Annotated in this window: 23 protein-coding genes; 16 read left to right on the top strand and 7 right to left on the bottom strand. The window is 72.5% G+C overall.

Going from position 1 to position 26,241, the window contains the following annotated elements:
- Window positions 1-6 precede the first annotated feature (6 nt).
- Window positions 7-1,818, bottom strand: a complete 1,812-nt coding sequence (locus tag AMK26_RS29495) for a lasso peptide isopeptide bond-forming cyclase (RefSeq protein ID WP_073758197.1) — start codon at window positions 1,816-1,818, stop codon at window positions 7-9.
- A gap of 81 nt (window positions 1,819-1,899) precedes the next feature.
- The gene (locus AMK26_RS37115) at window positions 1,900-2,040 is read right to left on the bottom strand and encodes a keywimysin-related RiPP (protein WP_158071156.1); all 141 of its coding nucleotides are present in this window, start codon (window positions 2,038-2,040) and stop codon (window positions 1,900-1,902) included.
- A 349-nt stretch (window positions 2,041-2,389) separates the two neighbouring features.
- Between AMK26_RS37115 and AMK26_RS29490 the strand changes: the two genes are divergently transcribed.
- Together AMK26_RS29490 and argH are read left to right on the top strand one after the other, a co-directional pair.
- Complete coding sequence (locus AMK26_RS29490; RefSeq protein WP_073758195.1) at window positions 2,390-3,583, top strand: argininosuccinate synthase; 1,194 nt, start codon at window positions 2,390-2,392, stop codon at window positions 3,581-3,583.
- An 80-nt stretch (window positions 3,584-3,663) separates the two neighbouring features.
- Entirely contained in the window at window positions 3,664-5,091 is a 1,428-nt protein-coding gene (gene argH, locus AMK26_RS29485) for an argininosuccinate lyase (RefSeq protein WP_073758193.1), read from the top strand.
- Window positions 5,092-5,100: 9 nt separating this feature from the next.
- On the opposite strand, the gene AMK26_RS29480 is transcribed toward argH, so the two are convergent.
- The gene (locus AMK26_RS29480; protein WP_073758663.1) at window positions 5,101-5,607 is read right to left on the bottom strand and encodes an HAD domain-containing protein; all 507 of its coding nucleotides are present in this window, start codon (window positions 5,605-5,607) and stop codon (window positions 5,101-5,103) included.
- A gap of 85 nt (window positions 5,608-5,692) precedes the next feature.
- Between AMK26_RS29480 and AMK26_RS29475 the strand changes: the two genes are divergently transcribed.
- On the top strand, window positions 5,693-6,244 hold the full coding sequence (locus tag AMK26_RS29475) for a TetR/AcrR family transcriptional regulator (protein ID WP_073758191.1): 552 nt from the start codon (window positions 5,693-5,695) through the stop codon (window positions 6,242-6,244).
- On the top strand, window positions 6,241-7,785 hold the full coding sequence (locus tag AMK26_RS29470) for an MFS transporter (RefSeq protein WP_073758189.1): 1,545 nt from the start codon (window positions 6,241-6,243) through the stop codon (window positions 7,783-7,785). The genes AMK26_RS29475 and AMK26_RS29470 overlap by 4 nt, the downstream gene beginning before the upstream one ends.
- 356 nt (window positions 7,786-8,141) lie before the next feature.
- On the opposite strand, the gene AMK26_RS29465 is transcribed toward AMK26_RS29470, so the two are convergent.
- Window positions 8,142-8,771 carry a lysophospholipid acyltransferase family protein gene (locus tag AMK26_RS29465; RefSeq protein WP_073758661.1) on the bottom strand — a complete coding sequence of 210 codons (630 nt, stop codon included), beginning with the start codon at window positions 8,769-8,771 and terminating at the stop codon, window positions 8,142-8,144.
- A 265-nt stretch (window positions 8,772-9,036) separates the two neighbouring features.
- Here AMK26_RS29465 and AMK26_RS29460 point away from each other — a divergent pair, with 265 nt between their 5' ends.
- From AMK26_RS29460 to AMK26_RS29450, 3 genes are all read left to right on the top strand, one after another.
- Window positions 9,037-10,191, top strand: a complete 1,155-nt coding sequence (locus AMK26_RS29460; protein WP_073758187.1) for a glycerophosphodiester phosphodiesterase — start codon at window positions 9,037-9,039, stop codon at window positions 10,189-10,191.
- Between the two features lie 692 nt (window positions 10,192-10,883).
- Window positions 10,884-11,423 (top strand): sigma-70 family RNA polymerase sigma factor, encoded by a 540-nt coding sequence (locus AMK26_RS29455; RefSeq protein ID WP_073758659.1) that lies wholly within the window; start codon window positions 10,884-10,886, stop codon window positions 11,421-11,423.
- 38 nt (window positions 11,424-11,461) lie between these two features.
- Entirely contained in the window at window positions 11,462-11,944 is a 483-nt protein-coding gene (locus AMK26_RS29450; protein WP_073758185.1) for a GNAT family N-acetyltransferase, read from the top strand.
- Here AMK26_RS29450 and AMK26_RS29445 read toward each other — a convergent pair.
- Window positions 11,922-12,326 (bottom strand): hypothetical protein, encoded by a 405-nt coding sequence (locus tag AMK26_RS29445; RefSeq protein WP_073758183.1) that lies wholly within the window; start codon window positions 12,324-12,326, stop codon window positions 11,922-11,924. The two genes, AMK26_RS29450 and AMK26_RS29445, sit on opposite strands and share 23 nt — an antisense overlap.
- A gap of 1 nt (window position 12,327) precedes the next feature.
- A complete protein-coding gene (locus AMK26_RS38100) occupies window positions 12,328-12,687 on the bottom strand; it encodes a hypothetical protein (RefSeq protein WP_073758181.1) in 360 nt (119 codons plus the stop codon).
- Window positions 12,688-12,760: 73 nt separating this feature from the next.
- Between AMK26_RS38100 and AMK26_RS29435 the strand changes: the two genes are divergently transcribed.
- The 9 genes from AMK26_RS29435 to AMK26_RS29395 all read left to right on the top strand — a co-directional run bounded on the left by AMK26_RS29435 (window position 12,761) and on the right by AMK26_RS29395 (window position 24,815).
- On the top strand, window positions 12,761-13,420 hold the full coding sequence (locus tag AMK26_RS29435; RefSeq protein WP_073758657.1) for an HAD-IA family hydrolase: 660 nt from the start codon (window positions 12,761-12,763) through the stop codon (window positions 13,418-13,420).
- Window positions 13,421-13,794: 374 nt separating this feature from the next.
- A complete protein-coding gene (locus tag AMK26_RS29430) occupies window positions 13,795-14,865 on the top strand; it encodes a methionine ABC transporter ATP-binding protein (protein ID WP_073758179.1) in 1,071 nt (356 codons plus the stop codon).
- Window positions 14,862-15,533: a methionine ABC transporter permease gene (locus AMK26_RS29425; protein WP_073758177.1), complete on the top strand. Its 672-nt coding sequence runs from the start codon at window positions 14,862-14,864 to the stop codon at window positions 15,531-15,533. Before AMK26_RS29430 ends, AMK26_RS29425 begins: the two co-directional genes overlap by 4 nt.
- Before the next feature lie 83 nt (window positions 15,534-15,616).
- Window positions 15,617-16,480 (top strand): MetQ/NlpA family ABC transporter substrate-binding protein, encoded by an 864-nt coding sequence (locus AMK26_RS29420; RefSeq protein WP_073758175.1) that lies wholly within the window; start codon window positions 15,617-15,619, stop codon window positions 16,478-16,480.
- Between the two features lie 195 nt (window positions 16,481-16,675).
- Window positions 16,676-17,323, top strand: a complete 648-nt coding sequence (locus tag AMK26_RS29415; protein ID WP_107421070.1) for a GNAT family N-acetyltransferase — start codon at window positions 16,676-16,678, stop codon at window positions 17,321-17,323.
- A gap of 58 nt (window positions 17,324-17,381) precedes the next feature.
- Window positions 17,382-18,593, top strand: coding sequence for a precorrin-6y C5,15-methyltransferase (decarboxylating) subunit CbiE (cbiE, locus tag AMK26_RS29410; protein WP_073758173.1), 1,212 nt, complete (start codon window positions 17,382-17,384; stop codon window positions 18,591-18,593).
- 306 nt (window positions 18,594-18,899) lie between these two features.
- Window positions 18,900-22,166, top strand: coding sequence for a nicotinate-nucleotide--dimethylbenzimidazole phosphoribosyltransferase (gene cobT / locus AMK26_RS29405; protein ID WP_073758171.1), 3,267 nt, complete (start codon window positions 18,900-18,902; stop codon window positions 22,164-22,166).
- A gap of 556 nt (window positions 22,167-22,722) precedes the next feature.
- Window positions 22,723-23,955, top strand: coding sequence for a uroporphyrinogen-III C-methyltransferase (cobA, locus tag AMK26_RS29400; RefSeq protein ID WP_073758169.1), 1,233 nt, complete (start codon window positions 22,723-22,725; stop codon window positions 23,953-23,955).
- A 41-nt stretch (window positions 23,956-23,996) separates the two neighbouring features.
- Window positions 23,997-24,815, top strand: coding sequence for a TrmH family RNA methyltransferase (locus AMK26_RS29395; protein ID WP_073758167.1), 819 nt, complete (start codon window positions 23,997-23,999; stop codon window positions 24,813-24,815).
- A 7-nt stretch (window positions 24,816-24,822) separates the two neighbouring features.
- Here the strand turns inward: AMK26_RS29395 and AMK26_RS29390 are convergent, their stop codons facing one another.
- On the bottom strand, window positions 24,823-26,022 hold the full coding sequence (locus AMK26_RS29390; RefSeq protein ID WP_073758165.1) for a serine/threonine-protein kinase: 1,200 nt from the start codon (window positions 26,020-26,022) through the stop codon (window positions 24,823-24,825).
- Window positions 26,023-26,241 lie beyond the last annotated feature (219 nt).

Genomic DNA, 26,241 nt, shown 5'->3' with positions numbered 1-26,241 from the left:
TAGGAATCAGCCCGGAATGGTGACGGATTCCCGCGCGCGCAGCCACATTTCGCACGCCACCGTCTGGTACAGCGCGTCGAATTGCAGGGCAGGGGGCAGCGGCCGTGCGCACACCTCGCGCAGCGCGTCCGCGTCGATCAGGCCGAGGCGGGCAAGCCGGGAGTCGTCGCACAGGGCCAGCAACGCGCCACGGTTCTCCCGCAGCCCCGCCTCCACCTCCTGGTCCCCGCCGTCCTTGGTGTGGCGGGTCAGGCTCTCGTCGGGGACGATGCCGCGCATCGCCTCGACGATGAGCGGCTTGTACCGCCAGGGGGTGATCCTGTCCTGCGGCCGCACCGACAGGCCCGCTTCGAGCACGCGGTCGTCGTAGTACGGAGCGGCGAGCCCGAGCCCGATGCGGGCGGCCATCTGACCCAGCTGCCGCACCATGCGGGAGGTGCTGCCCATGGCCTCCAACTCGACGTGCTGCCCGCGGGTCGGCGCCAGCGGTTCGGCGCCGCGGGCGGCGGAACGGATCAGCTCACGCACCGCGTCGACCGCGTCGGGCGTCGCCCACGGGGGCATGCGCGGCGGTGTGCCCCAGTCCAGGGTCGGTGTCTCCAACGGGGGCGGTACGGCGGTGAGCTGTTCACCGACCCGGGCGAGCCAGGCCCGGTAGGTGCTGTTGTCCCACAGCTGCCGGAGCGTTTCCCGGTACGGCCACGGGCGCTGGGCGGCGAAGCCGCGCACCCGCTGCAGGGCGGTCCTGGGACGCGTACGCATCAGCGCGTGCAGGTGCGCGGGCGAGCCGGCGAGCAGCTCGTCGCCGCCGAAGCCGGTCAGGTGCAGCCGCGATCCGCGTGACGTGGCCAGCCGGGGGATGGCCATCCAGCGGTCGCGCTGGACGGCGACCGGGCACGGCTCGTCGAAGCGGTCGTCCACGTCGCCGAGGCCCTCGTACACCATGGGCAGGCGGTCCCCGGGGATGACGTGGTGCTCCACACCGCCCAGCGCGGTGACCGTCCGGCGGGCCCAGGTCACGTCGTCGCCCATGGGGTCGAGGCCTTCGGCGGTGTACGCGACGACCTTCGCCCCGTCGCGGGCGGCCAGGGAGCACACCGAGGTCGAGTCCAGCCCGCCCAGGTCGCAGCTCACCACGTCCCGGCCCCGTACGCGGGCCTCGACAGCGGCCGCCAGCGCGTCCCGCAGCGCGTGCGCGCCCTCGGCCATCGGCACCACCGGCTCGGGAGGGGACCACCAGCCGACGGCCCGTGGCCGCTGCCCGTCGGGGTCCAGCGCCAGGTAGTGACGGGGCGGCAGGGCGTGCACGCCGCGCCACACGGGCTCGCCCGTCACCGGGTGCAGTCCGGACGTGTTCAGCAGGTGGACGGCCAGTCGCTGTTCGTCGACCTCCGCGTCGAGCAGGCCGGCCAGGACGTCGGCCCGGTCGGCGGCCACCGTGACGTCACCGATCCGGGCGTGGAACACCCGGCGGAGGCCGGTGACGGTCCCCTGGACGCGTACGCATCCGGCGACCGAGGCGGCCAGGTGCACGCTTCCGACCAGGGACCCGGCCAACGCGTCGAGGCCGGCGAGCGTGTCCGTCCGGCGGGCCGCCGCGGTGAGCCGTCCGGCGGTGGTCGCGTGGTCACCGACGACCGCGATCCTCACCCGGCCCGCCTCGCCGACGGCCATGTCCCGGGAGGCCCAGCTGCCGAGCAGCCAGGGCCGGCCCGACGGGTGGCTGACCTCCTGGACCGCCGGGCCGCGCAGCGCGGCTCCGACCCGCGCCGCCGAAGCGGAGTCCGGAAGGACGACGAACCAGTCGGCACACGCCATGACGGTCTCTCCCCGGGCGGAAAGATCAAAGGACGGGGGCTGCGGGAATGGATGCCGCAACCCGCCGCCATGCGGAAATGCTCACAAGCTGAACTTCAGGACGAGGTGCTTTTCCGGCCCCCTGGTGGTGCCCAGGCCGGTCCTGCGGAACGATCCTGCCGCGGTCAGCGTCGGACGTTCGTAGACGCGCATCTCGCACACCTCCTTTCTGTTGTCATTCACATCCTCAATCTCACTGTCCAGCGTAGACGTTGATACCGGTATTGCAACACGGTTGCCCATTCAATAGCTTCGATGAGGGATCAACTGCTCGAAAGGTGAAGTGAATTCCTTTCCGGCGCTCGATAACACGGCGTCAGAGTTGAAAATTCACCGATGGGGTGGGGGTGCGCGAACCCCCGGTGTCCGCGCCGGGTGCCGGCGTCGCGCGGCGGGTGCGCCCCCGGGGCCCCTGCCGGGGCGTCGCGGGACCGGCCACCCCGCCGTCGGGCCGTCCGGGCCCGGCGTTGACAAAACATACGGCGCTCTGCATAGTTATACCTGTCAGTGAATGCACCGTAAGGAGAAACCCGTGACCGAGCGCGTCGTACTCGCCTACTCGGGCGGACTGGACACCTCCGTCGCCATCGGCTGGATCGCCGAGGAGACGGGTGCCGAGGTCATCGCCGTCGCCGTGGACGTCGGCCAGGGCGGCGAGGACCTGGACGTCATCCGCAAGCGCGCGCTCGCCTGCGGTGCGGTCGAGGCCGAGGTCGCGGACGCCAAGGACGAGTTCGCCGACGAGTACTGCCTCCCGGCGATCAAGGCCAACGCCCTGTACATGGACCGCTACCCGCTGGTCTCGGCGCTCTCCCGGCCCGCGATCGTCAAGCACCTGGTCGCCGCCGCCAAGAAGCACGACGCCTCGATCGTCGCCCACGGCTGCACCGGCAAGGGCAACGACCAGGTCCGCTTCGAGGCCGGCATCCAGGCCCTCGGCCCCGACCTGAAGTGCATCGCCCCGGTGCGTGACTACGCGATGACCCGCGACAAGGCCATCGCCTTCGCCGAGAAGGCCGAGCTGCCGATCGCGACCACCAAGAAGTCCCCGTACTCCATCGACCAGAACGTCTTCGGGCGGGCCGTCGAGACCGGCTTCCTCGAGGACATCTGGAACGCGCCGATCGAGGACATCTACGAGTACACCTCGAACCCGGCCACCCCGCGCGAGGCCGACGAGGTGATCATCACCTTCAAGGAGGGTGTCCCGGTCGCCATCGACGGGCAGCCCGTCACCGTCCTCCAGGCGATCCAGCAGCTCAACCAGCGCGCCGGCGCCCAGGGCATCGGCCGGATCGACATGGTCGAGGACCGGCTGGTCGGCATCAAGTCCCGCGAGGTCTACGAGGCCCCCGGCGCCATCGCGCTGATCACCGCCCACCAGGAGCTGGAGAACGTCACCGTCGAGCGCGAGCTGGCCCGCTACAAGCGGCAGGTCGAGCAGCGCTGGGGCGAGCTGGTCTACGACGGCCTGTGGTTCTCGCCGCTCAAGCGGGCCCTGGACGGCTTCATCAACGAGGCCAACCAGCACGTCTCCGGCGACATCCGGATGACCCTGCACGGCGGCCGCGCCGTCGTCACCGGCCGGAAGTCGGACGAGTCGCTGTACGACTTCAACCTCGCGACGTACGACTCGGGCGACACCTTCGACCAGTCGAAGGCGCAGGGCTTCATCGACATCTTCGCCCTGTCGTCGAAGATCGCCGCCAAGCGTGACCTGGCCTGACCCCGATTCGTTCGACAGCCGCCTCCTCACCTCAGGGGTGGGGAGGCGGCCGCACATCCGCACCCTCCTGAGGAGCAGAGTTGAGCAGCAACAACGGTGACGTCCGGCTCTGGGGCGGCCGCTTCGCCGACGGTCCCGCCGAGGCACTGGCCAAGCTGTCGGCGTCCGTGCACTTCGACTGGCGCCTCGCGCCGTACGACATCGCCGGCTCGCGCGCCCACGCGCGCGTGCTCCACAAGGCGGGACTGCTGACGGCCGACGAGCTGACGCGCATGCTCGCGGGCCTCGACCAGCTGGAGGCGGACGTCGCGAACGGCTCCTTCGTCGGCACCATCGCCGACGAGGACGTCCACACCGCGCTGGAGCGCGGCCTGCTGGAGCGGCTCGGCCCCGACCTCGGCGGCAAGCTGCGCGCCGGCCGGTCCCGCAACGACCAGGTCGCCACGCTCTTCCGGATGTACCTGCGCGACCACGCCCGGACCATCGGCGGGCTCCTCGCCGACCTCCAGGACGCCCTCGTGGGCCTGGCGGAGGCGCACCCGGACGTCGCCATGCCGGGCCGTACGCACCTCCAGCACGCCCAGCCGGTGCTCTTCGCCCACCATGTGCTCGCCCATGTGCAGTCCCTCTCCCGGGACGCCGAGCGGCTGCGCCAGTGGGACAAGCGCACGGCGGTCTCCCCGTACGGCTCCGGTGCTCTCGCCGGCTCGTCCCTCGGGCTCGACCCGGAGGCGGTCGCCAGGGACCTGGGCTTCGAGAACGGCAGCGCGGGCAACTCGATCGACGGCACCGCCTCGCGCGATTTCGTGGCCGAGTTCGCGTTCATCACCGCGATGATCGGCGTGAACCTCTCCCGGATCGCCGAGGAGGTCATCATCTGGAACACGAAGGAGTTCTCCTTCGTGACCCTGCACGACGCCTTCTCGACCGGCTCGTCGATCATGCCGCAGAAGAAGAACCCGGACATCGCCGAGCTCGCACGCGGCAAGTCGGGCCGCCTGATCGGCAACCTGACGGGGCTCATGGCGACCCTCAAGGCGCTCCCGCTCGCGTACAACCGCGACCTCCAGGAGGACAAGGAGCCGGTCTTCGACTCCTGCGACCAGCTGGAGGTCCTGCTGCCCGCCTTCACCGGCATGATGGCCACGCTCACGGTCAACCGGGAGCGGATGGAGGAGCTCGCCCCGGCCGGCTTCTCCCTCGCGACGGACATCGCGGAATGGCTGGTCAAGCAGGGTGTGCCGTTCCGGGTGGCGCACGAGGTCGCGGGCGAGTGCGTCAAGGAGTGTGAGGCGCACGGCATCGAGCTGGACCAGCTCACCGACGAACAGTTCGCCAAGATCTCCGAGCACCTCACCCCCGAGGTACGGACGGTCCTGAACGTCCCCGGCGCTCTCGCCTCCCGCAACGGCCGGGGCGGCACGGCCCCCTCCGCCGTCGCCACCCAGCTGGCCGAGGTCAAGGCCGACCTGGTGATCCAGCGCGCCTGGGCCACCGCCAAGCACTGACACCGACGATCACAGCGCCGCCGCCCACTCCGCGAGCGCGTCGAAGTCCGGCCGCGTCAGGCCGATACGCTCATCGACGTGCACCAGCAGGGCGGCGGCGAGGTGTTCCCGCTCGACGTACTCGCGGTCGTACGCAGTGATGTCGTCGTCGACCCAGGCGAACGGCCGCCCCGCCGCGTACTGAAGGATGTACTGCGTCTTCCAGAAGGTCCCGCGAGGGGCCTTTCCGTGCATCCGGGGCCAGTCGATGTACGGCAGCTCGGGCAGCCCAAGCCGCGGCCCTGTCCAGTCGTTGGCCTCGCCCTTCCAGGTCGTCGCCCAGACCAGCTCGTAGAGGCGTGCCAGCTCCCGGAGCTCCTCGCCGTGCGCGGGGTTGAGCCACACCCGCAGCGGCTTCCCGTCCGTCCACCCCGTCGGCCGCATCCGATGGGTGCCGTACCCCTCGGGTCGTCGCTGGGCCTTCGCGGCATACGGATTGAGCGGACCGTCCACGTCGATCAGCAGCAGCGGCTTCATGCGCCTCAGCATCCTGTCCCTCCGTTGGTGAGTCGATCGAATTTCGGATGAGACACTCATGTCTCACGTGGGCTATCGTTGTCTCATGACAGTCGACCGTGAGCAGGTGCTGCGCACCGCCGCCGCCCTCCTCTCCCGCAAGGCGACCGCCACCATGGACGAGGTCGCCCGCGCCGCAGGCATCGGCCGGGCCACCCTCCACCGGCACTTCGCCGGGCGGGACGCGCTGGTCAGGGCGCTGGAAGCGCTCGGGATCCAGGAATTCGAGGCGGCCATCGAGGCCGCCCGGTTCGACGACGGCACCGCCGAGGAGGCGCTGCGCCGGCTCATCGCCGGACTGGAGCCGGTAGCCGGGCTGCTCGCGTTCCTCGTCACCGAGAACCAGCTCTTCGAGGGCGACCAGATGAACGAGGGCTGGGCCCGCCTCGACGCCCGCGTCGCCGCGCTCTTCCGGCGCGGCCAGGAGCAGGGCGAGTTCCGGATCGACCTCTCGCCCGCCTGGCTCACCGAGGCGCTCTACGGCCTCATCGGCACCTGTGCCTGGGCCGTGCAGGACGGGCGGGTCGCCGCCAAGGACTTCCAGTACATGATCGCCGAGTTGCTGCTCGGCGGAGCACGCAGGAGCGTGGAGAGATGACCCGAACCGATCAGCAGACCAAGGAATCGGAGGTTCTGCGCCGCCCGGGCCGGTGGCTGGCACTCGCCGTACTGGTCCTGGCCGTGCTGCTGGTGGCGGTCGACGCCACCGTACTCGGCCTCGCGACCCCGTTCCTCAGCGAGGACCTCAAGCCGACCGGCACCCAGCTGCTGTGGATAGGCGACGTCTACTCCTTCGTCATCGCCGGACTGCTCGTCTCCATGGGCAGCCTCGGCGACCGCATCGGCCGCAAGAAGCTGCTGCTCGTGGGGGCCGCCGCCTTCGGTGCCGTCTCCGTGCTCAACGCGTACGCCACCACCCCCGAGATGATGATCGTCGCCCGCGCGCTGCTCGGCGTCGCCGGCGCGACCCTCATGCCGTCCACGCTGGCGCTCATCCGCAACCTCTTCCACGACCCGCGCGAGCGCAGCCTCGCCATCGGCATCTGGGGCGCCATGGCGTCCGCCGGCGCGGCCGTCGGCCCGGTCGTCGGCGGGTTCCTGCTGGAGCACTACTGGTGGGGCTCGGTCTTCCTGATCAACCTGCCGGTGATGGTCGTCCTCGTCCTCGTCGGCATCAAGTTCATCCCCGAGTCGAAGAACCCGGCGCCCGGTCCCTGGGACCTGCCCAGCGTCGGCCTCTCCCTCGTCGGCATGATCGGCGTCGTATACGCCGTCAAGGAAGCCGCCGCGCACGGACTGCGCCTCGACATGGGCGTCGCCGCCGTCATCGGCGTGGCCGCCCTGACCTGGTTCGTACGGCGGCAGCTCCGGCTCGACGCACCGCTGCTCGACATGCGGCTGTTCCACCACCGGGGCTTCTCCGGAGCGGTGCTCGCCGACCTGCTGACCATCCTGGGCCTGTCCGGGCTCGTGTTCTTCCTCTCCCAGTTCCTCCAGCTGGTCCAAGGACGTTCTCCCCTGGAGGCGGGCCTCGCCGAACTTCCCGCCGCCATCGGAGCCGTGACGGCCGGTCTGATCGCGGGCGTCGTCGCCCGGCGGTTCTCGGTACGGTCCGTGGTGTCGGCCGGCCTCGCCGCGGTGGGCCTGGCGCTCGCCGTGCTGACCCTGCTCGACCGGTCCACCGGCTACCCGATGCTCGGCGCGTCCCTGCTGGTCGTCGGCATCGGCGCGGGCTTCGCGTTCACGGTGACCGCCGACGTGATCCTCTCCAGCGTCCCGCGCGAACAGGCGGGTGCCGCGTCGGCGGTGTCCGAGACGGCGTACGAACTCGGCGCGGCGCTCGGCATCGCGCTCCTCGGCTCCGTCGTGACCGGCGTGTACAGCGACTTCGTCACCCCGGAGGGCGTCCCCGCGGCCACCTCGGCGGCCGCCCACCAATCGCTGGGCGGCGCGGTGGAGGCGTCCGCCGGCCTGCCGGACGCGACGGCCGGCGCGCTGGTCACCGCCGCGCAGGACGCCTTCGTCGAGGGCCTCCGCATCGCGGCCGGCGCCGGCGCGGTGGTCCTGCTGGCGACGGCGGTCGCGGCCTGGTTCCTGCTGCGCGGCCAGAAGCTGGAGGAGGGCGCGGAGCACCCGTAGCCCACCTGGCCGGCCACCCCGCGAACGGCCCAATCCCCGCCCGTACCGGGAGGCACTGGCCCGGCCATGCGGGGCCCCGCTCCACGGTGGGCCCGCCCGCACCGAGGACAGGCCCGTCCGCACCGGGCGGGAGGCGCAGGCCCCGGCAACGCGTGGGCCCGCACCACGGGGGTCCGTACGCACCGGGCGGGAGGCGCAGGCCCCGGAGCCGGCGCTCCGGACCCCACGCGGGTGGTCACCGGCAACCGGCCCAGGCCACCGGGACGGTCACCTCTCGCACATGGGGCGGCGCCCCGGTACGGCACTCCTGCCCTACCGGGGCGCCGCCCCGTTTCACGTCCCGCGGCCGGAGGCGCCTACGCTGCCTTCGCCTTCGTGGCGTACATGTCCACGTACTCCTGCCCCGACAGCCGCATTACCTCGGCCATCACCGAGTCCGTCACCGCCCGCAGCACATACCGGTCACGGTCCATGCCCTCGTAGCGCGAGAACTCCATCGGCTCACCGAAGCGCACCGTCACCCGGCCCGGGCGCGGCAGGCCCGCGCCGCCCGGCTGGAGCTTGTCCGTGCCGATCATCGCGAACGGCACCACCGGCGCGCCCGTCATCAGCGTGAGGCGCGCGATACCCGTACGCCCCCGGTAGAGGCGGCCGTCGGGGGAGCGGGTGCCCTCCGGGTAGATGCCGAAGACGTTGCCCTCCTCCAGCACCCGGCGCCCCGTCATCAGGGCGGCCACGCCACCGTTGGCGCCGTCCCGGTCCACCGGGATCATGCCGACGCCCGTGAAGAACCACGCCATGAGCCGGCCCTTGAGGCCCTTGCCCGTGACGTACTCGTCCTTGCCGATGAAGAACACCTGACGGTCGCACACGATCGGCAGGACGATCGAGTCGATGAACGTCAGGTGGTTGCCCGCCAGGATGACCGGCCCGGTGCCGGGGATGTTCTCGGCGCCCTCCACGCGAGGGCGGAACATCAGGCGCATGACCGGGCCGAGCACTGCCTTGATGAGCGCGAAGCGGGACAACGAGTCCTCCGTCGAAGTAGCCGACCACGTACGTGACCAGTATGTGCAGGTGAGGACGATACTCGCGGGTCAGGCGCGGGCGCACATCGGGTTCACCGAGTCGATACGCAGTGTTGACCCGTGTTTTCCATGCGTTCGTCCGGGGTCTCCCGTACGTAAGGCACCCCTGCCTACGATCGGGCCTCGCTCGTCAGTCCGAAACACGCTCGTCGAAGGAGCCTCCATGACACAGGGTGCGCACAGCAGCCCCGCCCGCCGGACCGTACTGGGAGCAGCGGCGGTACTCGGCTCGGCCGCCGCCCTCTCCGTCGGCGCGGCCGGCACCGCGGCGCAGGCGCAGGGGCGCCCGTCGGGTTCGTACAAGCTGCCCGTCCCGACGGTCATCGCGCACCGCGGCGCCAGCGGCTACCGCCCCGAGCACACCCTCGGCTCCTACCAGCTCGCCCTCGACATGGGCGCGGACGTCATCGAGCAGGACCTCGTCCCGACCAAGGACGGGCACCTGGTCTGCCGGCACGAGAACGACATCACGGGCACGACGGATGTCGCCGACCACCCCGAGTTCGCGTCCCGCAAGACGACGAAGACCGTCGACGGCACCTCGCTGACCGGGTGGTTCACCGAGGACTTCACCCTCGCCGAGCTGAAGACGCTGCGCGCCAAGGAGCGCATCCCCGGCACGCGCCAGGAGAACACCGTCTACGACGGGCGCTGGACGATACCCACCTTCGAGGAGGTGCTGCGCTGGGCCGAGAAGGAGGGCCGCCGCCGGGGCCGCCCGATCTGGCTGTACGTCGAGACCAAGCACCCCACCTACTTCCGGGGCCTCGGCCTCGGCCTGGAGGAGCCGCTGGCGAAGCTGCTGCGCCGGTACGGACGCCACGGCGCCGACTCGCCGACGTTCCTCCAGTCGTTCGAGCCGACCAGCATGCAGCGGATGGCCAAGCTCGTCTCCACGCCGCGCGTCGTGCTGCTGTGGACGGCGGACGACCGCCCCTGGGACTTCCGCGAGGCGGGCGACCCGCGCACGGTCGCCGACCTGATCACTCCCGAGGGCCTGAAGTGGATCGCGTCGTACGCACAGGGCATCGGCCCCCTGCTGGACCTGGTCATCCCGAAGGGCAAGGACGGCAAGCTGGGCAAGCCCACCACGCTGGTGCGCGACGCCCACGCCAAGGGACTGGTCCTCCACCCCTACACGCTGCGCAACGAGAACAGCTTCCTGCCGGCCGACTTCCGCCGCGGCACGGACCCGGCGGCGTACGGGGACGTCTTCGGTGCGTACAAGGCGTACTTCGCCACCGGCATCGACGGCATCTTCACCGACCAGCCCGACACGGGCCTCCTGGCCGCCGCGGACTTCCGCACCCGCCCCTGACCCCCCCTCCCGCCCCCGTCGGGGCGCGCCGCCGGCCCACCGGGGGGGGCGGGGCACTGGCCCACCACGGGGCGCGCCGCCGGTCCACCGGGGGCGGGGTCCCGTGCCACTGCCGCGCCACGGCCAGGTGGGCGCCGGGCCAGCGCCATCCCGCTGGGCGGGCGCGGGACCGTCGACGGGAGGGCGCCGGGCGCGCCGCGGGCCAACGCCGTTCCTGCCGCCGTTCCGGCGCCGGTAGCGGCGCCGGCTCTGCCCGGCTCCCGGTCGGCTCCGGCCCCGAGCGGCGCGCGTCGCCGGGACGCGCGCGCTCGGCGCCCCGGCCCGTGCACCCGCCCGTGCGCCCCGGCCCGTGCACCCGCCCGTGCGCCCCGGCTCGTGCGCCTGCCGTGGCCTCCTCACGCCGGGGTGCGCGTTACCGCTCGGTGTATTGCCCCGCGCGCGGGGGCCCGGCGTCACGCCCGTGCGCCCCGGCTCGTGCACCTGCCCGGGTCTCGCCCGCCAGGGCGCGCGTCACCGCTCGGCGCGACGCCTCGTGCGTCACGGACCCGTCCCGCCCCCGCCCCCGCCCCGGCCCCCGTCCCGCCCGTCGGGGCGGCGCGCCCGCGTCAGCGTGCCGCTTCGGGGGACGCCCGGACGGGCGGTTTCAGGGCGGCGCGGCAACCGGCGGGCGGCCACGACGTGTCGTGGGCGGCATGACACCCCCCGAACACCCCGCCCCCGCCCCCGAACTCGTCCGTACCCTCACCGCGCTGCTCGCCGCCGAGTCCGAGGCGGAGGCCGCGGCCGCCGGTGTCGAGCCCGGCGACCTCGAACAAGCCGTATGGCTCAGGCTCCTGGAGCGCCTCGACGGCGGCCCCGGCGTACCCCGCAGCCCCGCCGACTGGCTGCGCCGCGCCGTCCGGGCCGAAGCCCGCCGCGCGCGGCGCACCGTCGTGCGCGAACTGCCCTACACCGCCCACGAGCCCGTGTCGGACGCCGAACCCGAGCGCGCCGCGCTCGTCGCCGAACGGCACAGGGCGTTGCGTACCGCCATCGCCCGCGCCCCCCTCCACTGCCGGCGCCTGCTGGCTGCGATGTTGTCGCCCACCGACCCCACCTACCGCGAAATCGCAGGGGAGTTGGGTATCTCACAAGGCAGTTTGGGACCAATGCGTTCCCGATGCCTGGGATGCCTGCGCAGAATGCTCACGGCAGAGGTTGCCGTTCCTGAACATCGGGGAAAGGAGCGGTAGACCCAAGGGCGGACCAGGTGAGCCGGAGGCATGCATACATGGGCATGAGCGTGACCATCTCAGCGGCAAGCGCGCAGGACGCCGAACACATCCTCAAGCTGCAGTACCTGTGCTACCAGAGCGAGGCCGAGCTCTACGGCGACTACAGCATCGAACCCCTCACCCAGTCACTCGACGACCTCAAGGCCGAACTCGACCGCGGCCACGCCCTCGTCGCCCGGCTCGGCGACGAGATCATCGCCTCCGTACGCGGAGAGCTCGACGACACCGGCACCGCCACCATCGGCAAGCTCATCGTCCACCCGCGACTGCGCCGCCACGGCCTCGGCGGCCGTCTCCTGGACGCGATCGAGGAGCACTTCGCCACCGACCCTTCCCCCGCCGCCAAGCGCTTCCAGCTCCTCACCGGACACCGCAGCGAGGGGAACCTGCGCCTCTACCGCAAGAAGGGGTACGAGACCGTCGCCACCCGCGAGGCCGGCCCGCGCCTGACCCTCGTCACGCTGGAGAAGGCCGCTTAGCCCTCCGCAGCCACAGGATCCCGGTCACCGGAAGCAGCACCGGAATGAAGATGTACCCGTATCCGTAGTCGGACCAGACCGTGGCGTCCGGGAAGGCGCCGGGATCGGCCAGCGTCCAGGTCCCCACGGTCAGCACGCCCACCAGCTCGGCGGCGCAGCACACCAGCGCCGCCTTGCGGGCCGTCTCCCCGCCCCGTACCAGCGTGTACGTGATGAACACGTACACCACCGCCGCCAGCGCCGACAGCGTGTACGGCAGCGGCGCCCGGTCGAACTCGGTCGCGATCTGCAGCACCGAGCGCGACACCGCGCCGACCGACATCACCCCGTACAGCCACACCAGCAGCATGCCGGGCCCCTTGGCCAGACCGCGCCCCGCCATCTCAGACCGTCCAGATGTCGTAGAGGCGCACTTCCAGCACCGCCAGCACCACCGCGCCCGCCGCCACCGTCGCCGAGCCCCAGCGGCTGCGCTCCGCCAGCGACATGAACCCCGCCGCCGGCACCGCGCACAGCGCGCCGACCAGATACGCGAGGAAGATCGCCGTACCCTCGTCGGCCTGCTCGCCGCCCGCCAGCCGCACGATCCCCACCACCAGCTGCACCAGCGCCAGCAGCGTCACCACCGCCATGCCGATGAAGTGCCAGTCCTTCGTCGGCTGGTCCCGGTACGCGGCGAAGCCGCACCAGGCGGCGAGGGCGAGCGCGGCCACGGAGACCGCGACCGTCAGGGCGTCAAGCATGCGCCCGAGACTATTACGGGCCAAAAGACCCGGTGCGACCGCCCCCGGTAGCGGAAACGTAGGCCCCATGACCATGAAGCTCCACGCCGAAGCGCTCCTGTTCGACAACGACGGCACGCTCGTCTCCTCCCTCGCGTCCGTCGACCGCTGCTGGAACCGGTGGGCCGAGGAGTACGGGATCGCGGCGGCGGACTTCGCCCGCGTCGAACTGCACGGCCGCCCCGCCGTCGAGATCATCGCCGAGTTGCTCCCCGCCGGCCGGATACCCGAGGCCCTCGCCCGGATCGAGCAACTGGAGGTCGAGGACGTACCCGGCGGTGTGGACCTGCTGCCCGGCACCAAGGAGCTGCTGTCCTCCCTCCCGGAGGGCCGCTGGGCCGTCGTCACCTCCGCCACCCGGCCGCTCGCCGAGGCCCGGCTGCGCGAGGCCGGCATCGACGCGCCTGTGGTGATCGCCGCCGACGACATCACGCGCGGCAAGCCCGACCCCGAGCCGTACCTGCTCGCCGCCGCCAGGCTCGGCGTCGACCCGGCGCGCTGCGTGGTCTTCGAGGACGCCCCCGCCGGGCTGGCGGCCGGCCGCGCCGCCGGCATGACGACCGTGGCCTTGGCCACAACGCACGACCGCTCCCAACTCGTCGCCGACGCCGTCGTCGAGGACCTGTCGGCCGTGTCCGCACAGGCCACCGGCGGTGCGCTGGAGCTCACGGTGAAGGCCACCACGGCGGCCTGACCACCCCCGCGCCGTCAACGACTGTCCACTATTCGGACAGTCGCCCGGCGTACGAAGAGGCGTCTGGTTTACTGACCCGCATGACCACGATGAGCTACCGCACCCTTGCGACCGAGGCGATGACGACGCCCGGTGCTCGTTGCATGTGTCGAATGTGCGCCTTCTGAGGGCCCCCGTGTGAGCCTCGCGCCCCGAAGCGAGACCCGACAGCCGCGCCGTGTTCCGTACGCGATCCACATCGACGGACCGGCCTGCCCCGCGCACGCGCCACCCCCTGGCCCACCCGGCCGAGCCGGCCGTGCCGCGCGTCGGAATGACGAATGCCCCGTGCCCGGCGGACACCGCGCCGTGCACTCGACAGTGACGGAAACCCTGTGATCACCACTACGGGCCTGACCAAGGTCTACGAGTCGCGCGGCCGTCAGGTCACCGCTCTGGACGGTGTCGACCTGCATGTCCGCGAAGGCGAGGTCTTCGGCGTCATCGGTCAGAGCGGCGCCGGCAAGTCCTCGCTCATCCGCTGCGTCAACCTCCTGGAGCGCCCCACCTCCGGCACCGTGACGGTCGACGGCACCGACCTCACCGCGCTCGCCGGACGCAGCCGCCGCGCCGGGAAGGACCTGCGCCGGGCGCGCAGCCGCATCGGCATGGTCTTCCAGCACTTCAACCTGCTGTCCTCGCGCACCGTCAAGGACAACGTCGAACTGCCCCTGGAGATCCTCGGCGTCTCCGGCGCCGAGCGCTCGCGCCGCGCCCTGGAGCTCCTCGACCTCGTCGGCCTCGCCGACAAGGCCAAGGCGTACCCGGCTCAGCTCTCCGGCGGCCAGAAGCAGCGCGTCGGCATCGCCCGCGCGCTCGCCGGCAACCCCAAGGTGCTGCTCTCCGACGAGGCCACCAGCGCGCTGGACCCCGAGACCACCCGCTCCATCCTCCAGCTGCTGCGCGACCTCAACCGGCAGCTCGGCCTGACCGTCCTGCTCATCACGCACGAGATGGACGTCGTCAAGCAGATCTGCGACTCCGCCGCCCTGATGAAGAAGGGCCGCGTCATCGAGTCCGGCACGGTCTCCGAACTGCTCGCCACCCCCGGCTCCGAGCTGGCCCGCGAACTGTTTCCGGTGACCGGCGGGGCCACCGGCCCCGACCGTACGGTCATCGACGTCACGTTCCACGGCGAGGCCGCCACCCAGCCGGTGATCTCCCAGCTCTCCCGTACGTACAACGTCGACATCTCGATCCTCGGCGCCGCCATGGACACCGTCGGCGGCAAGCAGATCGGGCGCATGCGCATCGAACTGCCCGGCCGGTACGAGGAGAACGTCGTCCCCGTCGGGTTCCTGCGCGAGCAGGGCCTCCAGGTCGAGGTCCTCGACCCCTCCGACGGCGACCACGCCGGCGACGCCGACCACACCGACGACGATCTGGTCAAGGAGGCCGCGAAGTGACCTGGGAAGAAATGCGGCCCCTGCTCGAGCAGGGCACCATCGACACGCTCTACATGGTGCTGTGGTCCACCGTCGTCACCGTCATCGGCGGTCTGCCGCTCGGCGTTCTCCTCGTCCTGACCGACAAGGGCGGACTGCTGCAGAACCGCCCGGTGAACAAGGTCATCGGAGCGATCGTCAACGTCGGCCGCTCACTGCCCTTCATCATCCTGCTGGTGGCCCTGATCCCCTTCACGACCTTCGTCGTCGGCACCTTCATCGGCCCGACGGCGATGATCGTGCCGCTCTCCATCGGCGCCATCCCCTTCTTCGCGCGCCTGGTCGAGACCGCGATCCGCGAAGTCGACCACGGTCTTGTCGAAGCCGTCCAGTCCATGGGCGGCGGCATCCCGACGATCGTGGGGAAGGTGCTCCTCCCGCAGGCCCTGCCCTCCCTGGTCGCCGCGCTCACCACCACGGTGATCACGCTGATCAGCTACTCGGCGCTGGCCGGCGCGGTCGGCGGCGAGGGGCTCGGCTCCAAGGTCATCACCTACGGATACCAGCGCTTCGAGACCGAGTTCATGCTCATCACCGTGGTGCTGCTGATCGTCATCGTCACGATCGTCCAGCTCATCGGCGACGGGGCCGTACGCCTGCTCGCCCGCCGCGGCCGCACCGCTACCTGACTTCCAGACTTCCTGACCCTTCTCAGCACAACCCGCACTCCTTGTCCGGGCGTTGTCCGCATCACCAGAAAGAGGCACTTTTCGTGCGTAAGAACATCAAGCTCACCGGCGCCTTCGCCACCATCACCGCCCTCGCCCTCGGCCTCACCGCCTGCGGCACGGCCTCCGACCCGGCCTCCTCCAAGGGCGGCTCCGACAAGGCCGACGAGTCCAAGCCGCTCGTCGTCGCGGCGTCCCCCACGCCGCACGCCGACATCCTGACCTTCGTCAAGGACAACCTGGCCGAGAAGGCCGGCCTCAAGCTGGAGGTCAAGGAGTTCACGGACTACGTCCTGCCGAACACCGCCACCCAGCAGGGCCAGGTCGACGCCAACTACTTCCAGCACAAGCCGTACCTGGACGACTTCAACAAGAAGAACAAGACGACCATCGTCCCGGTCGTCAACGTCCACCTGGAGCCCCTCGGCCTCTACTCCAAGAAGCTGAAGTCGCTCAAGGACTTGAAGGCGGGCCAGACCGTAGCCGTCCCCAACGACACCACCAACGGCGGCCGCGCGCTCAAGCTCCTCGCCGACAACGGCGTCATCACCCTCAAGGACGGCGTCGGCGCCAACGGCAAGCTGTCCGACATCAAGGACAAGAAGGGCCTGGAGTTCAAGGAGCTGGAGGCCGCCACCGTGCCCCGCGCCCTGAACGACGTCGACGCCGCCGTCATCAACGGCAACTACGCCATCGAGGCCAAGCTCAGCCCCGCCACGGACGCCCTGGCGCTGGAGAAGGCGGAGGGCAACCCGTACGCCAACTTCCTCGCCGTGAAGAAGGGCAACGAGAACGACGCCCGCGTGCAGAAGCTCGCCAAGCTCCTCAACTCGCCCGAGGTGAAGAAGTACATCGAGGACACCTACAAGGACGGCTCCATCATCGCCGCCTTCGGCGCGGTCAAGTAACGCCGCCTTCCTCCCGGCCCCAGGCCCCGCGCACCCCGTCCGGTGAGCGGGGCCTGACCCGTACCGGCGTACCGGCGTACCGACGCTTCCGTGCCGACGCCCCCGTACCGACGCATCCGTACCGACCCGGCCATGCGCGCCACCGACTGCATGCTGCATGCTGTGCGTTCACGGCCTTTACGGACGGTCCCCGGCATGGAGCTGCGCATGACTACCACCTTTCCGGACATCTCCATCAGCACGGAACGGTTGGTGCTGCGCCCCTACGACGACTCGGACATCCCCGCGCACACCGAGATGATGAACGACGAGATGGTCGTCGCCTGGACCTCCGTACCCCACCCGTACACCACGGCCCACGCCGAGGAATGGGTGCGCAGGATCGCTCCTGCAGAACGCACGGAAGGCCGCGGCGTCGTCCTCGCCGTCACCGAATTCCTCACCCAGCGCCTCGTCGGCACCATCCACCTCCAGAACACCAACTGGCGCACCCGCGCCACCGAAGTCGCCTACGTCACCGCCCCCTGGGCCCGTGGCGAGGGATACGCCACCGAGTCCGTCCTCGCCGTCGCCCAATGGCTCTTCCGCGACCAGCGCTTCGAACGCCTGGAACTGCGCACCGCCGCCGACAACACCGCCTCCCAGCAGGTCGCCCAGAAGATCGGCTGCATCAGCGAAGGCGTCCTGCGCAACGCCTGGATAGCGCGCACCCCGACGGAGGACGGCGGCTGGACCGACATCAGGACCGACCTGATCGTGTGGAGCCTGCTCCCCGAGGACCTCGAAGGCGCCGCCGACCAGCTCGCCGATGCCGGATACTCCTCCTTCACCGACTGGAACTGAATCCAGGTACGCTCAGGTCGGCCCCGACCTGCACCAAGACTCCAGGAGACAGACGAAGATGGCCGACCGGGTCACGGTGATCGGCTGGGACGGTTCGCCCCTCACCGCGGCCGCCAGGTCCGCCCTCTCGGCCGCCACCCTGGTGGCCGGAGCCGGCCACCACCTGGCGCTCCCGGAGATCCCGCCCGCCGCCGAACGCATCCGCCTCGGCAGCGTCGACCTCGCCGCCCGCCGCATCGCCGGCCACCGCGGCACCGCCGTCGTCCTCGCCGACGGCGACCCCGGCTTCTTCGGCGTCGTCCGCACCCTGCGCGCACCCCAGTACGGCCTGGAGGTCGAAGTGGTGCCCGCCGTCTCCTCCGTCGCCGCCGCCTTCGCCCGCGCCGGCATGCCCTGGGACGACGCCCACGTCGTCGTCGCCCACAGCCGTACGCTGCGCCGCGCCGTCAACGTGTGCCGCGCCCACCCCAAGGTCGCCGTGCTCACCTCCCCGGGCGCCGGCCCCGCCGAACTCGCCCTCCTCCTCGACGGCGTCCACCGCACCTTCGTCATCTGCGAGGAACTCGGCACCGAGCGCGAACAGGTCACCGTCCTCACCTCCGACAAGGCCGCCGACCACACCTGGCGCGACCCCAACGTCGTCATCGTCATCGGCGGCGCCGCGGCGACGGGCACGCAGGGCGGGGGCTGGCTGATGGGCCACGACCCGGGAACGGTACGCGGCTGGGGGCTGCCCTCGCACGCGTACGGCGACGATCTCGGCACCGGCGAGTCGGCCGGCCTCCGCGCCGCCCAGCTCGCCCGCCTGGGGCCGCGCACCGGCGACCTCGTCTGGGACATCGGCTGCGGCGCGGGGGCGCTGGCCGTGGAGGCCGCACGGTTCGGCGCCGCCGTCATCGCGGTCGACGAGGACCGGACGGCGTGCGCCCGCACCGAGGCCGCCGCACGCCACTTCGGCGTCCAGATCCAGACCGTGGCGGGCCGCGCGCCGCACGTGCTGGAGCGGCTGCCCGAGCCCGACGTCGTACGCGTCGGGGGCGGGGGAGCGGCCGTCGTCACCGCCTGCGCGGACCGCCGCCCCGAGCGGATCGTCACACACGCCACCACCCGGGACGAGGCGGAGGCCATCGGCGCGGCGCTGAGCGACGGCGGGTACGCGGTCGAGTGCGCGCTCCTCCAGTCCGTGGAACTCGACCCCGGCTCCTGGACCGAACGCGACCGCTCCGTGGTCTTCCTGCTGTCCGGGCACAGGCCGGCACCCTCCCCGTGACCATCTCACTACGGGACGGAAGGTAGGCTGGCCGATCGTTGTACCGCAGCCGGGCGTTCGGCGGTTTCTTCGCCAATGTCCGGAAAAAGGGACCCCTTTGAGGGGGGAGATGTGGTACAGCGCTTCCGGGGGGTTGCGCGACGTGGCGCAGTCCACAGCCGACGGTGGCGGATCCCGCTGCCACGGCGGCCGAAGGCCGCGACAATACGTGATGTCCGCGCGCCGTTCGTGCCGCGCGGCGCGCATGCTCGTTCTTGTTGACGGGCGACGGTCTGAAGGAGCACAACCGATGGGCGAGGGGTACGCATGACTGACACCGGCCAGGTCCCGGGCGAGGGGCAGCCGGAGAACGCAGGCATGGTGGAGCAGCCGGGCATCCCCGCTCCGGGCGCGTACACCTTCCTGGACCCTCCCCTGGGCTTCGCCATGGGCGACCCCACCGAGAACGCTGCCGAGGACGACGACCTGCTGCTGATGCCGGGGTCGCAGGGAGCCTGGAGCGAGCCGCACGCCGGCGTCGCCCCGGCTCCCGCGCCGATGCCGATGCCCGCGGCGGCCCCCGCACCGGAACCTCCGGCGGTGGACCCGGTGGGCGCGGCCGTGGTCGCCGAGCAGCAGGCGCAGCAGGCGCAGCAGCCCGTGTACGAGCCGGCCGAGCAGGTCGCGCCGGTCGCGCACGAGCAGGCCGCCGCTCCTGCGTACGAGGCGCCGGTCCACGAGCAGGTGGTCCACGAGCCGGTGGTCCACGAGCCTGTCGCCCACCAGCCTGTTGCCCACGACTCCGGCGCGCAGGTCGGCGCGCACGAGGCCGGTGGACGTGACTCCGGCTCGGTCGACCTGACCGGCGTACGGATGCCGGAACCGGCCCAGGCGGCGGTCCCCGAGCCCGCGCAGCCCCAGCTTCAGCCCGCGCCCGAGCCCGCGCCCCAGTTCCAGCCGGAACCCCAGCTTCAGCCGGAGCCCCACGTCCAACCGGAGCCCGAGCCCGCGCCTCAAGCCCCGGTTCCGGCGCCTGCCCCGGCCGCCCAGGCCCCGGCGACCGTACGGCGTCCGCTCCACATGGGCCCGCCGGTGCCCGACGCCTCGGGTGGCGTGGTCCGCTCGCTCGCCGACCGCGGTCCCGCGAACCCGGGTCCGGCGACCTCCGGCGGCCTGGAGTACCTGGACGTGCCGCGCGAGGAGGAGGCGGCGTCCGCGCTGCCCGGCCCGCAGCTCGGCGAGCTGCCGCCGCAGAACGCGGAACCGTGGTCCCCGCAGCCGCAGCCGCAGCCGCAGCAGCCCCAGATGCCGTCGCCTGCCACAGCAGAAACGGTCGTTCCGGAACCGGCGCCCGCGCCGGTCGGGCAGTTCGTGCCGGTCGAGGGCTCCGTTCCGACCGCGCCGCACCTCGCCCCGACGCCGCCCACCCCGGAGCCGACGCCGGAACCCGCACCGGACGTCGCCGTGACCGTCCCGGCCCCTCGCGACGGCGGTTCCCCCGCCGCGGCGGAGCCCGCCCCGCAGCCCGCTGCCGAGCCGGTGGTGCCCGAGCCGGCACCCGAGCAGCCGGTGGCCGCCGAACCCGTGCCCGCGGAGGTCATCGCCCCGGAGCCGGTGGCGGAGCAGCCGCTGGCCGCCGAACCGGTGGCCGCCGAACCGGTGCCGGTGGCCGAGCAGGCCGCACCCGCGCCCGCGCCCGAACAGCCCACGGTGGCCGAGCAGCCGGCAGCCGCCGAGCCCGAGGCTCCCGAGTCGCCCGAGGCTCCCGAGTCGCCCGAGGCTCCCGAAGCCGCAGAGGCCACGGACGAGGCCGACAGCACCGTCACCACCACCGACGACGGCACGCACGCCCCGCAAAGCAGCGCTCCGGCCCCCGCCTACGACGACGTCGAGCGCGAGGCGGTGCTCCGCGTCATGCGCGAGCGCCGTGACATCCGTAACGGCTTCCGCAGCGACCCGATCCCGCACGAGGTCCTCCTCCGGGTCCTCGAAGCGGCCCACACCGCACCGTCCGTCGGGCACTCGCAGCCCTGGGACTTCGTCGTCATCCGCTCCGCCGAGACCCGGCGCACGATGCACGAGCTCGCCCAGCGCCAGCGCGAGGCGTACGCCAAGTCGCTGCCGAAGGGCCGGGCCAAGCAGTTCAAGGAACTGAAGATCGAGGCCATCCTCGACACCCCGGTGAACATCGTCGTCACCGCCGACCCGACCCGCGGCGGCCGCCACACCCTCGGCCGGCACACCCAGCCGCAGATGGCGCCGTACTCCTCCGCCCTGGCGGTCGAGAACCTCTGGCTGGCCGCCCGCGCCGAGGGCTTGGGCGTCGGCTGGGTCAGTTTCTTCGACGAGCGTGAGATGGTCCGTGCCCTCGGGCTGCCCGAGCACCTCGAAGTCGTCGCGTACCTGTGCGTCGGTTACGTCGACGAGTTCCCGGAGGAGCCGGAGCTGATGCAGGCGGGCTGGTCCAAGCGCCGCCCGCTGTCGTGGGTCGTCCACGAGGAGACGTACGGCCGCCGTGCGCTGCCCGGCGAGGAGCCGCACGACCTGCTCCAGGAGACCGTCTCCAACATCCGCCCGCTGGACGCCAAGGCGCTCGGGGAGGCGTGGGAGCGGCAGAAGCGGATGACCAAGCCGGCCGGCGCGCTCGGCATGCTGGAGATCATCTCCGCCCAGCTCTCCGGCCTGTCCCGGATGTGCCCGCCGCCCATCCCGGAGCCCGCTGCCGTGGCGATCTTCGCCGGTGACCACGGGGTGCACGCCCAGGGCGTCACCGCCTGGCCCCAGGAGGTGACGGCGCAGATGGTCGCCAACTTCCTCGGCGGCGGCGCGGTGTGCAACGCGTTCGCCAACCAGGTGGGCGCCGAGGTCTGCGTCATCGACGTCGGCGTCGCCGGTGACCTGCCGGCCACGCCCGGCCTGCTGCCGCGCAAGGTGCGCCCCGGCACGGCCGACTTCACCACCGGCCCCGCCCTCAGCCGTGAGGAGGTCCTGGCGGCCGTCGAGGTCGGCATCGAGACGGCCCGCGACCTGGTCGCCGCGGGCAACAAGGCGCTGCTGACCGGCGAGATGGGCATCGCAAACACCACCGCGTCGGCCGCGCTGATCTCCGTGTACACGGACGTCGACGCGGCGGAGGTCACCGGCCGGGGCACGGGCATCAACGACGAGATGCACGCCCGCAAGGTGGACGTCGTCCGGCGCGGTCTGGACCTCCACCAGCCGGACCCGGCAGACCCCATCGGCGTCCTCTCCGCCCTGGGCGGCCTGGAGCACGCCGCGCTCGTCGGCTTCATCCTGGGCGGCGCCTCGTTGCGTACGCCGGTGGTGCTCGACGGGGTCAGCGCGGGCGCGGCGGCGCTGGTGGCCCGGGCCATCGCGCCCGAGTCGCTGGCGGCCTGCATCGCGGGCCACCGCAGCGCGGAACCGGGCCACGTGGCCGCCCTCAACAAGCTGGGCCTCCGCCCCCTGGTGGACCTGGACCTCCGCCTGGGCGAAGGCACCGGCGCGCTGCTGGCCCTGCCGGTCATCCAGAGCGCGGCCCGCGCGATGCACGAGGTGGCGACGTTCGACTCGGCGGGCGTCACCGAGAAGTGACCCGGGGGGCGACGGTGGTCCGGCGGCACCAGGCCACCGGCCCCCTGCCGCCCTCCCACGGCTCCTCCAGCCCCCGCCGCAGGCCCGTGCCGGCCTCGTGCCTGGCCCCCTAGGCCCCTAGCGGGGCCTGCGAGGCCTCTCACGGGGGGCGCGGCTTCGGGGTCTCTCCCAAGGGATGGGCGGGGCCTTTGGGGCGGCCCGGCATCGGCCTCGCAAACCCCTGGCCGGGCCCGGAGCCTCACCGGAGGGCTGGTCCCCAACAGCCCCGGCGCCGCAGCTCCTGGGCCTCTCGCGGCGCCCGGGCGCCCGTGGGTGAAGCCCTCGCCGGGCCGGGGCGCCGCGGTTCGGGTACCTCACCTCGCCCGGCGGGCCGGCGCTCCTGAGGCCTGGGGGAGAGGCACGGCCCCCGGACCCGTCCGGCGGGCCGCACCGTATCGTGGTCGGCAGCGTCCCCACCGCCGTGCCACCCCCACGCCACCCCCCGCCCCACCAGCCGCTTCACCGTCGCAGCGGCCCCGCACACCGCACCACCGCCCCGCCGAGGAGCCGCACCGCCATGGTCGAGAACGCCGAGCACCCCGCCTACCCCGTCGGACTGCGCCTGTCCGGGCGCCGCGTCGTCGTCATCGGCGGCGGCCAGGTCGCCCAGCGCCGCCTCCCCGCCCTCATCGCGGCCGGCGCCGACATCACCCTGGTCTCCCCGTCCGCGACGCCGTCCGTCGAGGCCATGGCGGAAGCCGGCGAGATCACCTGGATCAAGCGCCGGTACGAGGACGGAGACCTCGCCGACGCCTGGTACGCCCTGATCGCCTCCACCGACCCGGAGGCCAACGCCCGCGCGTCCGCCGAGGCGGAGCGCACCCGCACCTGGTGCGTACGCTCCGACGACGCCGAGGCGGCCACGGCGTGGACGCCCGCGACCGGCCGCAGCGAGGGCGTCACCGTCGCCGTGCTCACCGGCCACGACCCGCGCCGCTCCGCAGCCGTGCGGGACGCGATCGTGGAGGGGCTGCGCGACGGTTCCATCGCGGCGCCGCACCACCGCGCCCGTACCCCCTTCGTCGCCCTGGTGGGCGGCGGCCCCGGCGACCCGGACCTGATCACCGTGCGCGGCCGCCGGCTGCTCGCCGAGGCGGACGTGGTCATCGCCGACCGGCTCGGGCCCCGCGACCTCCTGGACGAGCTGCCGCCGCACGTCGAGGTGATCGACGCGGCGAAGATCCCGTACGGCCGCTTCATGGCGCAGGAGGCCATCAACAACGCGCTCATCGAGCACGCCAAGGCCGGCAAGTCCGTCGTCCGCCTCAAGGGCGGCGACCCGTTCGTCTTCGGCCGGGGCATGGAGGAGGCGCAGGCGCTCGCCGAGGCGGGCATCGCGTGCACGGTCGTACCCGGCATCTCCAGCTCGATCAGCGTCCCCGGCGCCGCCGGCATCCCGGTCACGCACCGGGGCGTGGCGCACGAGTTCACCGTGGTCAGCGGCCATGTCGCGCCCGACGACCCGCGCTCGCTCGTCGACTGGGCGTCCCTCGCCAAGCTGACCGGCACCCTCGTGATCCTGATGGGCGTCGACAAGATCGGGGCGATCGCCGAGGCACTCGTGGCGCACGGCAAGGCCCCCGACACGCCGCTCGCGCTGATCCAGGAGGGTACGACGGCCTCCCAGCGGCGCGTGGACGCGACCCTCGCCACGGTGGCCGAGCGGGTCAGGGCCGAAGACGTACGCCCGCCCGCCGTGATCGTCATCGGACCCGTCGTCGCCGAGGGCCCGCACAAGAGCACCACGTAACCCCTGTTGGCACCCCACACCGGACAAGGCAGTATCACCCTGTGGCCGATCTCCTCACCATCGACGATCCCGACGACCCGCGCCTGAGCGACTACACGGGCCTGACCGACGTCGAACTGCGCCGCAAGCGCGAACCCGCCGAAGGCCTCTTCATCGCCGAGGGCGAGAAGGTCATCCGCCGCGCCAAGCAGGCCGGGTACGAGATGCGGTCGATGCTGCTGTCGGCCAAGTGGGTCGACGTCATGCGCGACGTCATCGACGAGGTCCCGGCGCCCGTGTACGCGGTTGCGCCGGACCTCGCCGAACGCGTCACCGGCTACCACGTGCACCGCGGCGCGCTCGCCTCCATGCAGCGCAAGCCGCTGCCCACGGCGGACGAACTGCTCCGTGACGCCCGCCGGGTGGTCGTCATGGAGGGCGTGAACGACCACACCAACATAGGCGCCATCTTCCGCAGCGCCGCCGCCCTCGGCATGGACGCGGTCCTGCTGTCGCCGGACTGCGCGGACCCGCTCTACCGCCGGTCGGTGAAGGTCTCCATGGGCGCCGTCTTCTCCGTCCCCTACGCCCGCCTCGAAACCTGGCCCCGCGGCCTGGAGACGGTACGGGAGGCGGGCTTCACCCTGCTCGCCCTGACCCCTGACGAGAAGGCCACCAGCATCGACGCGGCGGCCCCGCACCGCCTGGAGCGGGTCGCCCTGATGCTGGGCGCGGAGGGCGACGGCCTCACCACCAAGGCGCTGATGGCGGCCGACGAGTGGGTACGCATCCCCATGGCGCACGGCGTGGACTCGCTCAACGTGGGCGCGGCCGCCGCGGTCGCCTTCTACGCGGTGGCCACCGGCCGCCCGGAGTCCTGACCGGCGGTCAGCCCTGGAGGCCCTGCGCCGCCGCGATCCCCAGCAGCACGATCAGCGTCACGACCACGAAGACGAAGATCCGCTGGCGCAGCAGCCGCGGGTTCGCGGGCCGGCGCCCGCCGCCCGTGCCCGTGCGCACACCGCCGGGCCTGGACGCCGTCCGCCCCCCGCCCGTCCGGCTGCCGCCGCCCGTCCGTGACGGGTTGCGCGGCGACGAGGCACGCGGAGCCTGCGCGCCCCGCGCCCCGGGCGCGGGCGTGCGCGGGGCGTGACCCCGCGTGGCGCGCTCCGTGTAACGCTCGGTCAGCCGCCCCGTGGGACGGTCGTCCAGGGGCCGGGCGGCCGGTCGCGGCGCCGGCGGGCGGCCGTCGGACAGCCCCTGCGCCTCCCGCGCGGCGATCTCCTTGAGCCGCATGGACAGTTGCAGGGTGCTGGGACGTTCCTCCGGGTCCTTGGCGAGACACGCCCGTACGAGCGGCGCGAGCGCGTCCGGCACGCCCTGCAGCTGAGGCTCCTCGTGCACCACCCGGTAGAGCATGACCTCGGAACTGCCGTGCCCGAACGGCGAGTCCGCCATGGCCGCGTACGCCAGCGTCGCGCCCAGCGCGAACACGTCCGTCGCCGGGGTCACCGCCGCGCCCCGGACCTGCTCGGGCGCGAGGAAGCCGGGCGAGCCCACCGCCGTACCCACGTGGGTGAGCGTGGACGCGCCGGTCGCCCAGGCGATCCCGAAGTCGATGATGCGCGGGCCCTTGGGGGAGAGGAGGATGTTCGACGGCTTCAGGTCCCGGTGCACGACCCCGGCCTCGTGGACGGCGACCAGCCCTTCGGAGAGCGCCGCGCCGATCGCGGCCACGTCGGCAGCCGACAGCGGGCCCTCCTCGGCGACCTTGTCGTGCAGGGAGGGACCCGGCACGTACTGGGTGGCGAACCACGGCCGGTCCGCCTCCAGGTCGGCCGCCACCAGCCGTGCCGTACACCCGCCGCGGATCCGCCGGGCGGCCGACACCTCGCGCGCGAAGCGCGACCTGAACTCCTGGTCCTCGGCGAGATCCGGCCGGATCACCTTCAGGGCCACCCGCTGCCCGCGCCGGTCCGACCCGAGGTAGACGACCCCCATGCCGCCCGCGCCCAGCCGCCGGTGAAGCCTGAATGAGCCGACGACACGCGGATCCTCGCGCCGGAGCCGCATCATCGCCATGTCCATCCCCGCTACCCGGTGTCCGTTTGACGTGGCACAGCTTACGTACCCGCGCCCCGGCGCGCTCATAGGCCGCGCCCTCGCGGGCCGATCGATTGTCAGTGCCGATCCGCCCTCGGAACCCGCGTGATGTCCCAATGTCCCGCCCCGAAAAGGGCGTTGGCCCGCGGCCCGGGCCGACGACACGGAGAGCCGGAGCGGACGTGAGCGACGTCACCCACCCCA

This window comes from Streptomyces sp. CB03234, assembly GCF_001905885.1.
Taxonomy (GTDB): Bacteria; Actinomycetota; Actinomycetes; order Streptomycetales; family Streptomycetaceae; genus Streptomyces.
Note: the sequence above shows the minus strand (reverse complement) of the source record. Positions and strands in the feature narration are given on the sequence as shown.

Excerpts from the sequence above, each read along its gene's own strand:
- AMK26_RS29495 (WP_073758197.1), bottom strand. The coding sequence starts at position 1,818 with ATGGCGTGTGCCGACTGGTTCGTCGTCCTTCCGGACTCCGCTTCGGCG.
- AMK26_RS29480 (WP_073758663.1), bottom strand. The coding sequence starts at position 5,607 with ATGAAGCCGCTGCTGCTGATCGACGTGGACGGTCCGCTCAATCCGTAT.
- AMK26_RS29475 (WP_073758191.1), top strand. The coding sequence starts at position 5,693 with ATGACAGTCGACCGTGAGCAGGTGCTGCGCACCGCCGCCGCCCTCCTC.
- AMK26_RS29470 (WP_073758189.1), top strand. The coding sequence starts at position 6,241 with ATGACCCGAACCGATCAGCAGACCAAGGAATCGGAGGTTCTGCGCCGC.
- AMK26_RS29465 (WP_073758661.1), bottom strand. The coding sequence starts at position 8,771 with ATGCGCCTGATGTTCCGCCCTCGCGTGGAGGGCGCCGAGAACATCCCC.
- AMK26_RS29460 (WP_073758187.1), top strand. The coding sequence starts at position 9,037 with ATGACACAGGGTGCGCACAGCAGCCCCGCCCGCCGGACCGTACTGGGA.
- AMK26_RS29455 (WP_073758659.1), top strand. The coding sequence starts at position 10,884 with ATGACACCCCCCGAACACCCCGCCCCCGCCCCCGAACTCGTCCGTACC.
- AMK26_RS29450 (WP_073758185.1), top strand. The coding sequence starts at position 11,462 with ATGGGCATGAGCGTGACCATCTCAGCGGCAAGCGCGCAGGACGCCGAA.
- AMK26_RS29445 (WP_073758183.1), bottom strand. The coding sequence starts at position 12,326 with ATGGCGGGGCGCGGTCTGGCCAAGGGGCCCGGCATGCTGCTGGTGTGG.
- AMK26_RS38100 (WP_073758181.1), bottom strand. The coding sequence starts at position 12,687 with ATGCTTGACGCCCTGACGGTCGCGGTCTCCGTGGCCGCGCTCGCCCTC.
- AMK26_RS29435 (WP_073758657.1), top strand. The coding sequence starts at position 12,761 with ATGAAGCTCCACGCCGAAGCGCTCCTGTTCGACAACGACGGCACGCTC.
- AMK26_RS29415 (WP_107421070.1), top strand. The coding sequence starts at position 16,676 with ATGGAGCTGCGCATGACTACCACCTTTCCGGACATCTCCATCAGCACG.
- cbiE (WP_073758173.1), top strand. The coding sequence starts at position 17,382 with ATGGCCGACCGGGTCACGGTGATCGGCTGGGACGGTTCGCCCCTCACC.
- cobT (WP_073758171.1), top strand. The coding sequence starts at position 18,900 with ATGACTGACACCGGCCAGGTCCCGGGCGAGGGGCAGCCGGAGAACGCA.
- cobA (WP_073758169.1), top strand. The coding sequence starts at position 22,723 with ATGGTCGAGAACGCCGAGCACCCCGCCTACCCCGTCGGACTGCGCCTG.
- AMK26_RS29390 (WP_073758165.1), bottom strand. The coding sequence starts at position 26,022 with ATGGACATGGCGATGATGCGGCTCCGGCGCGAGGATCCGCGTGTCGTC.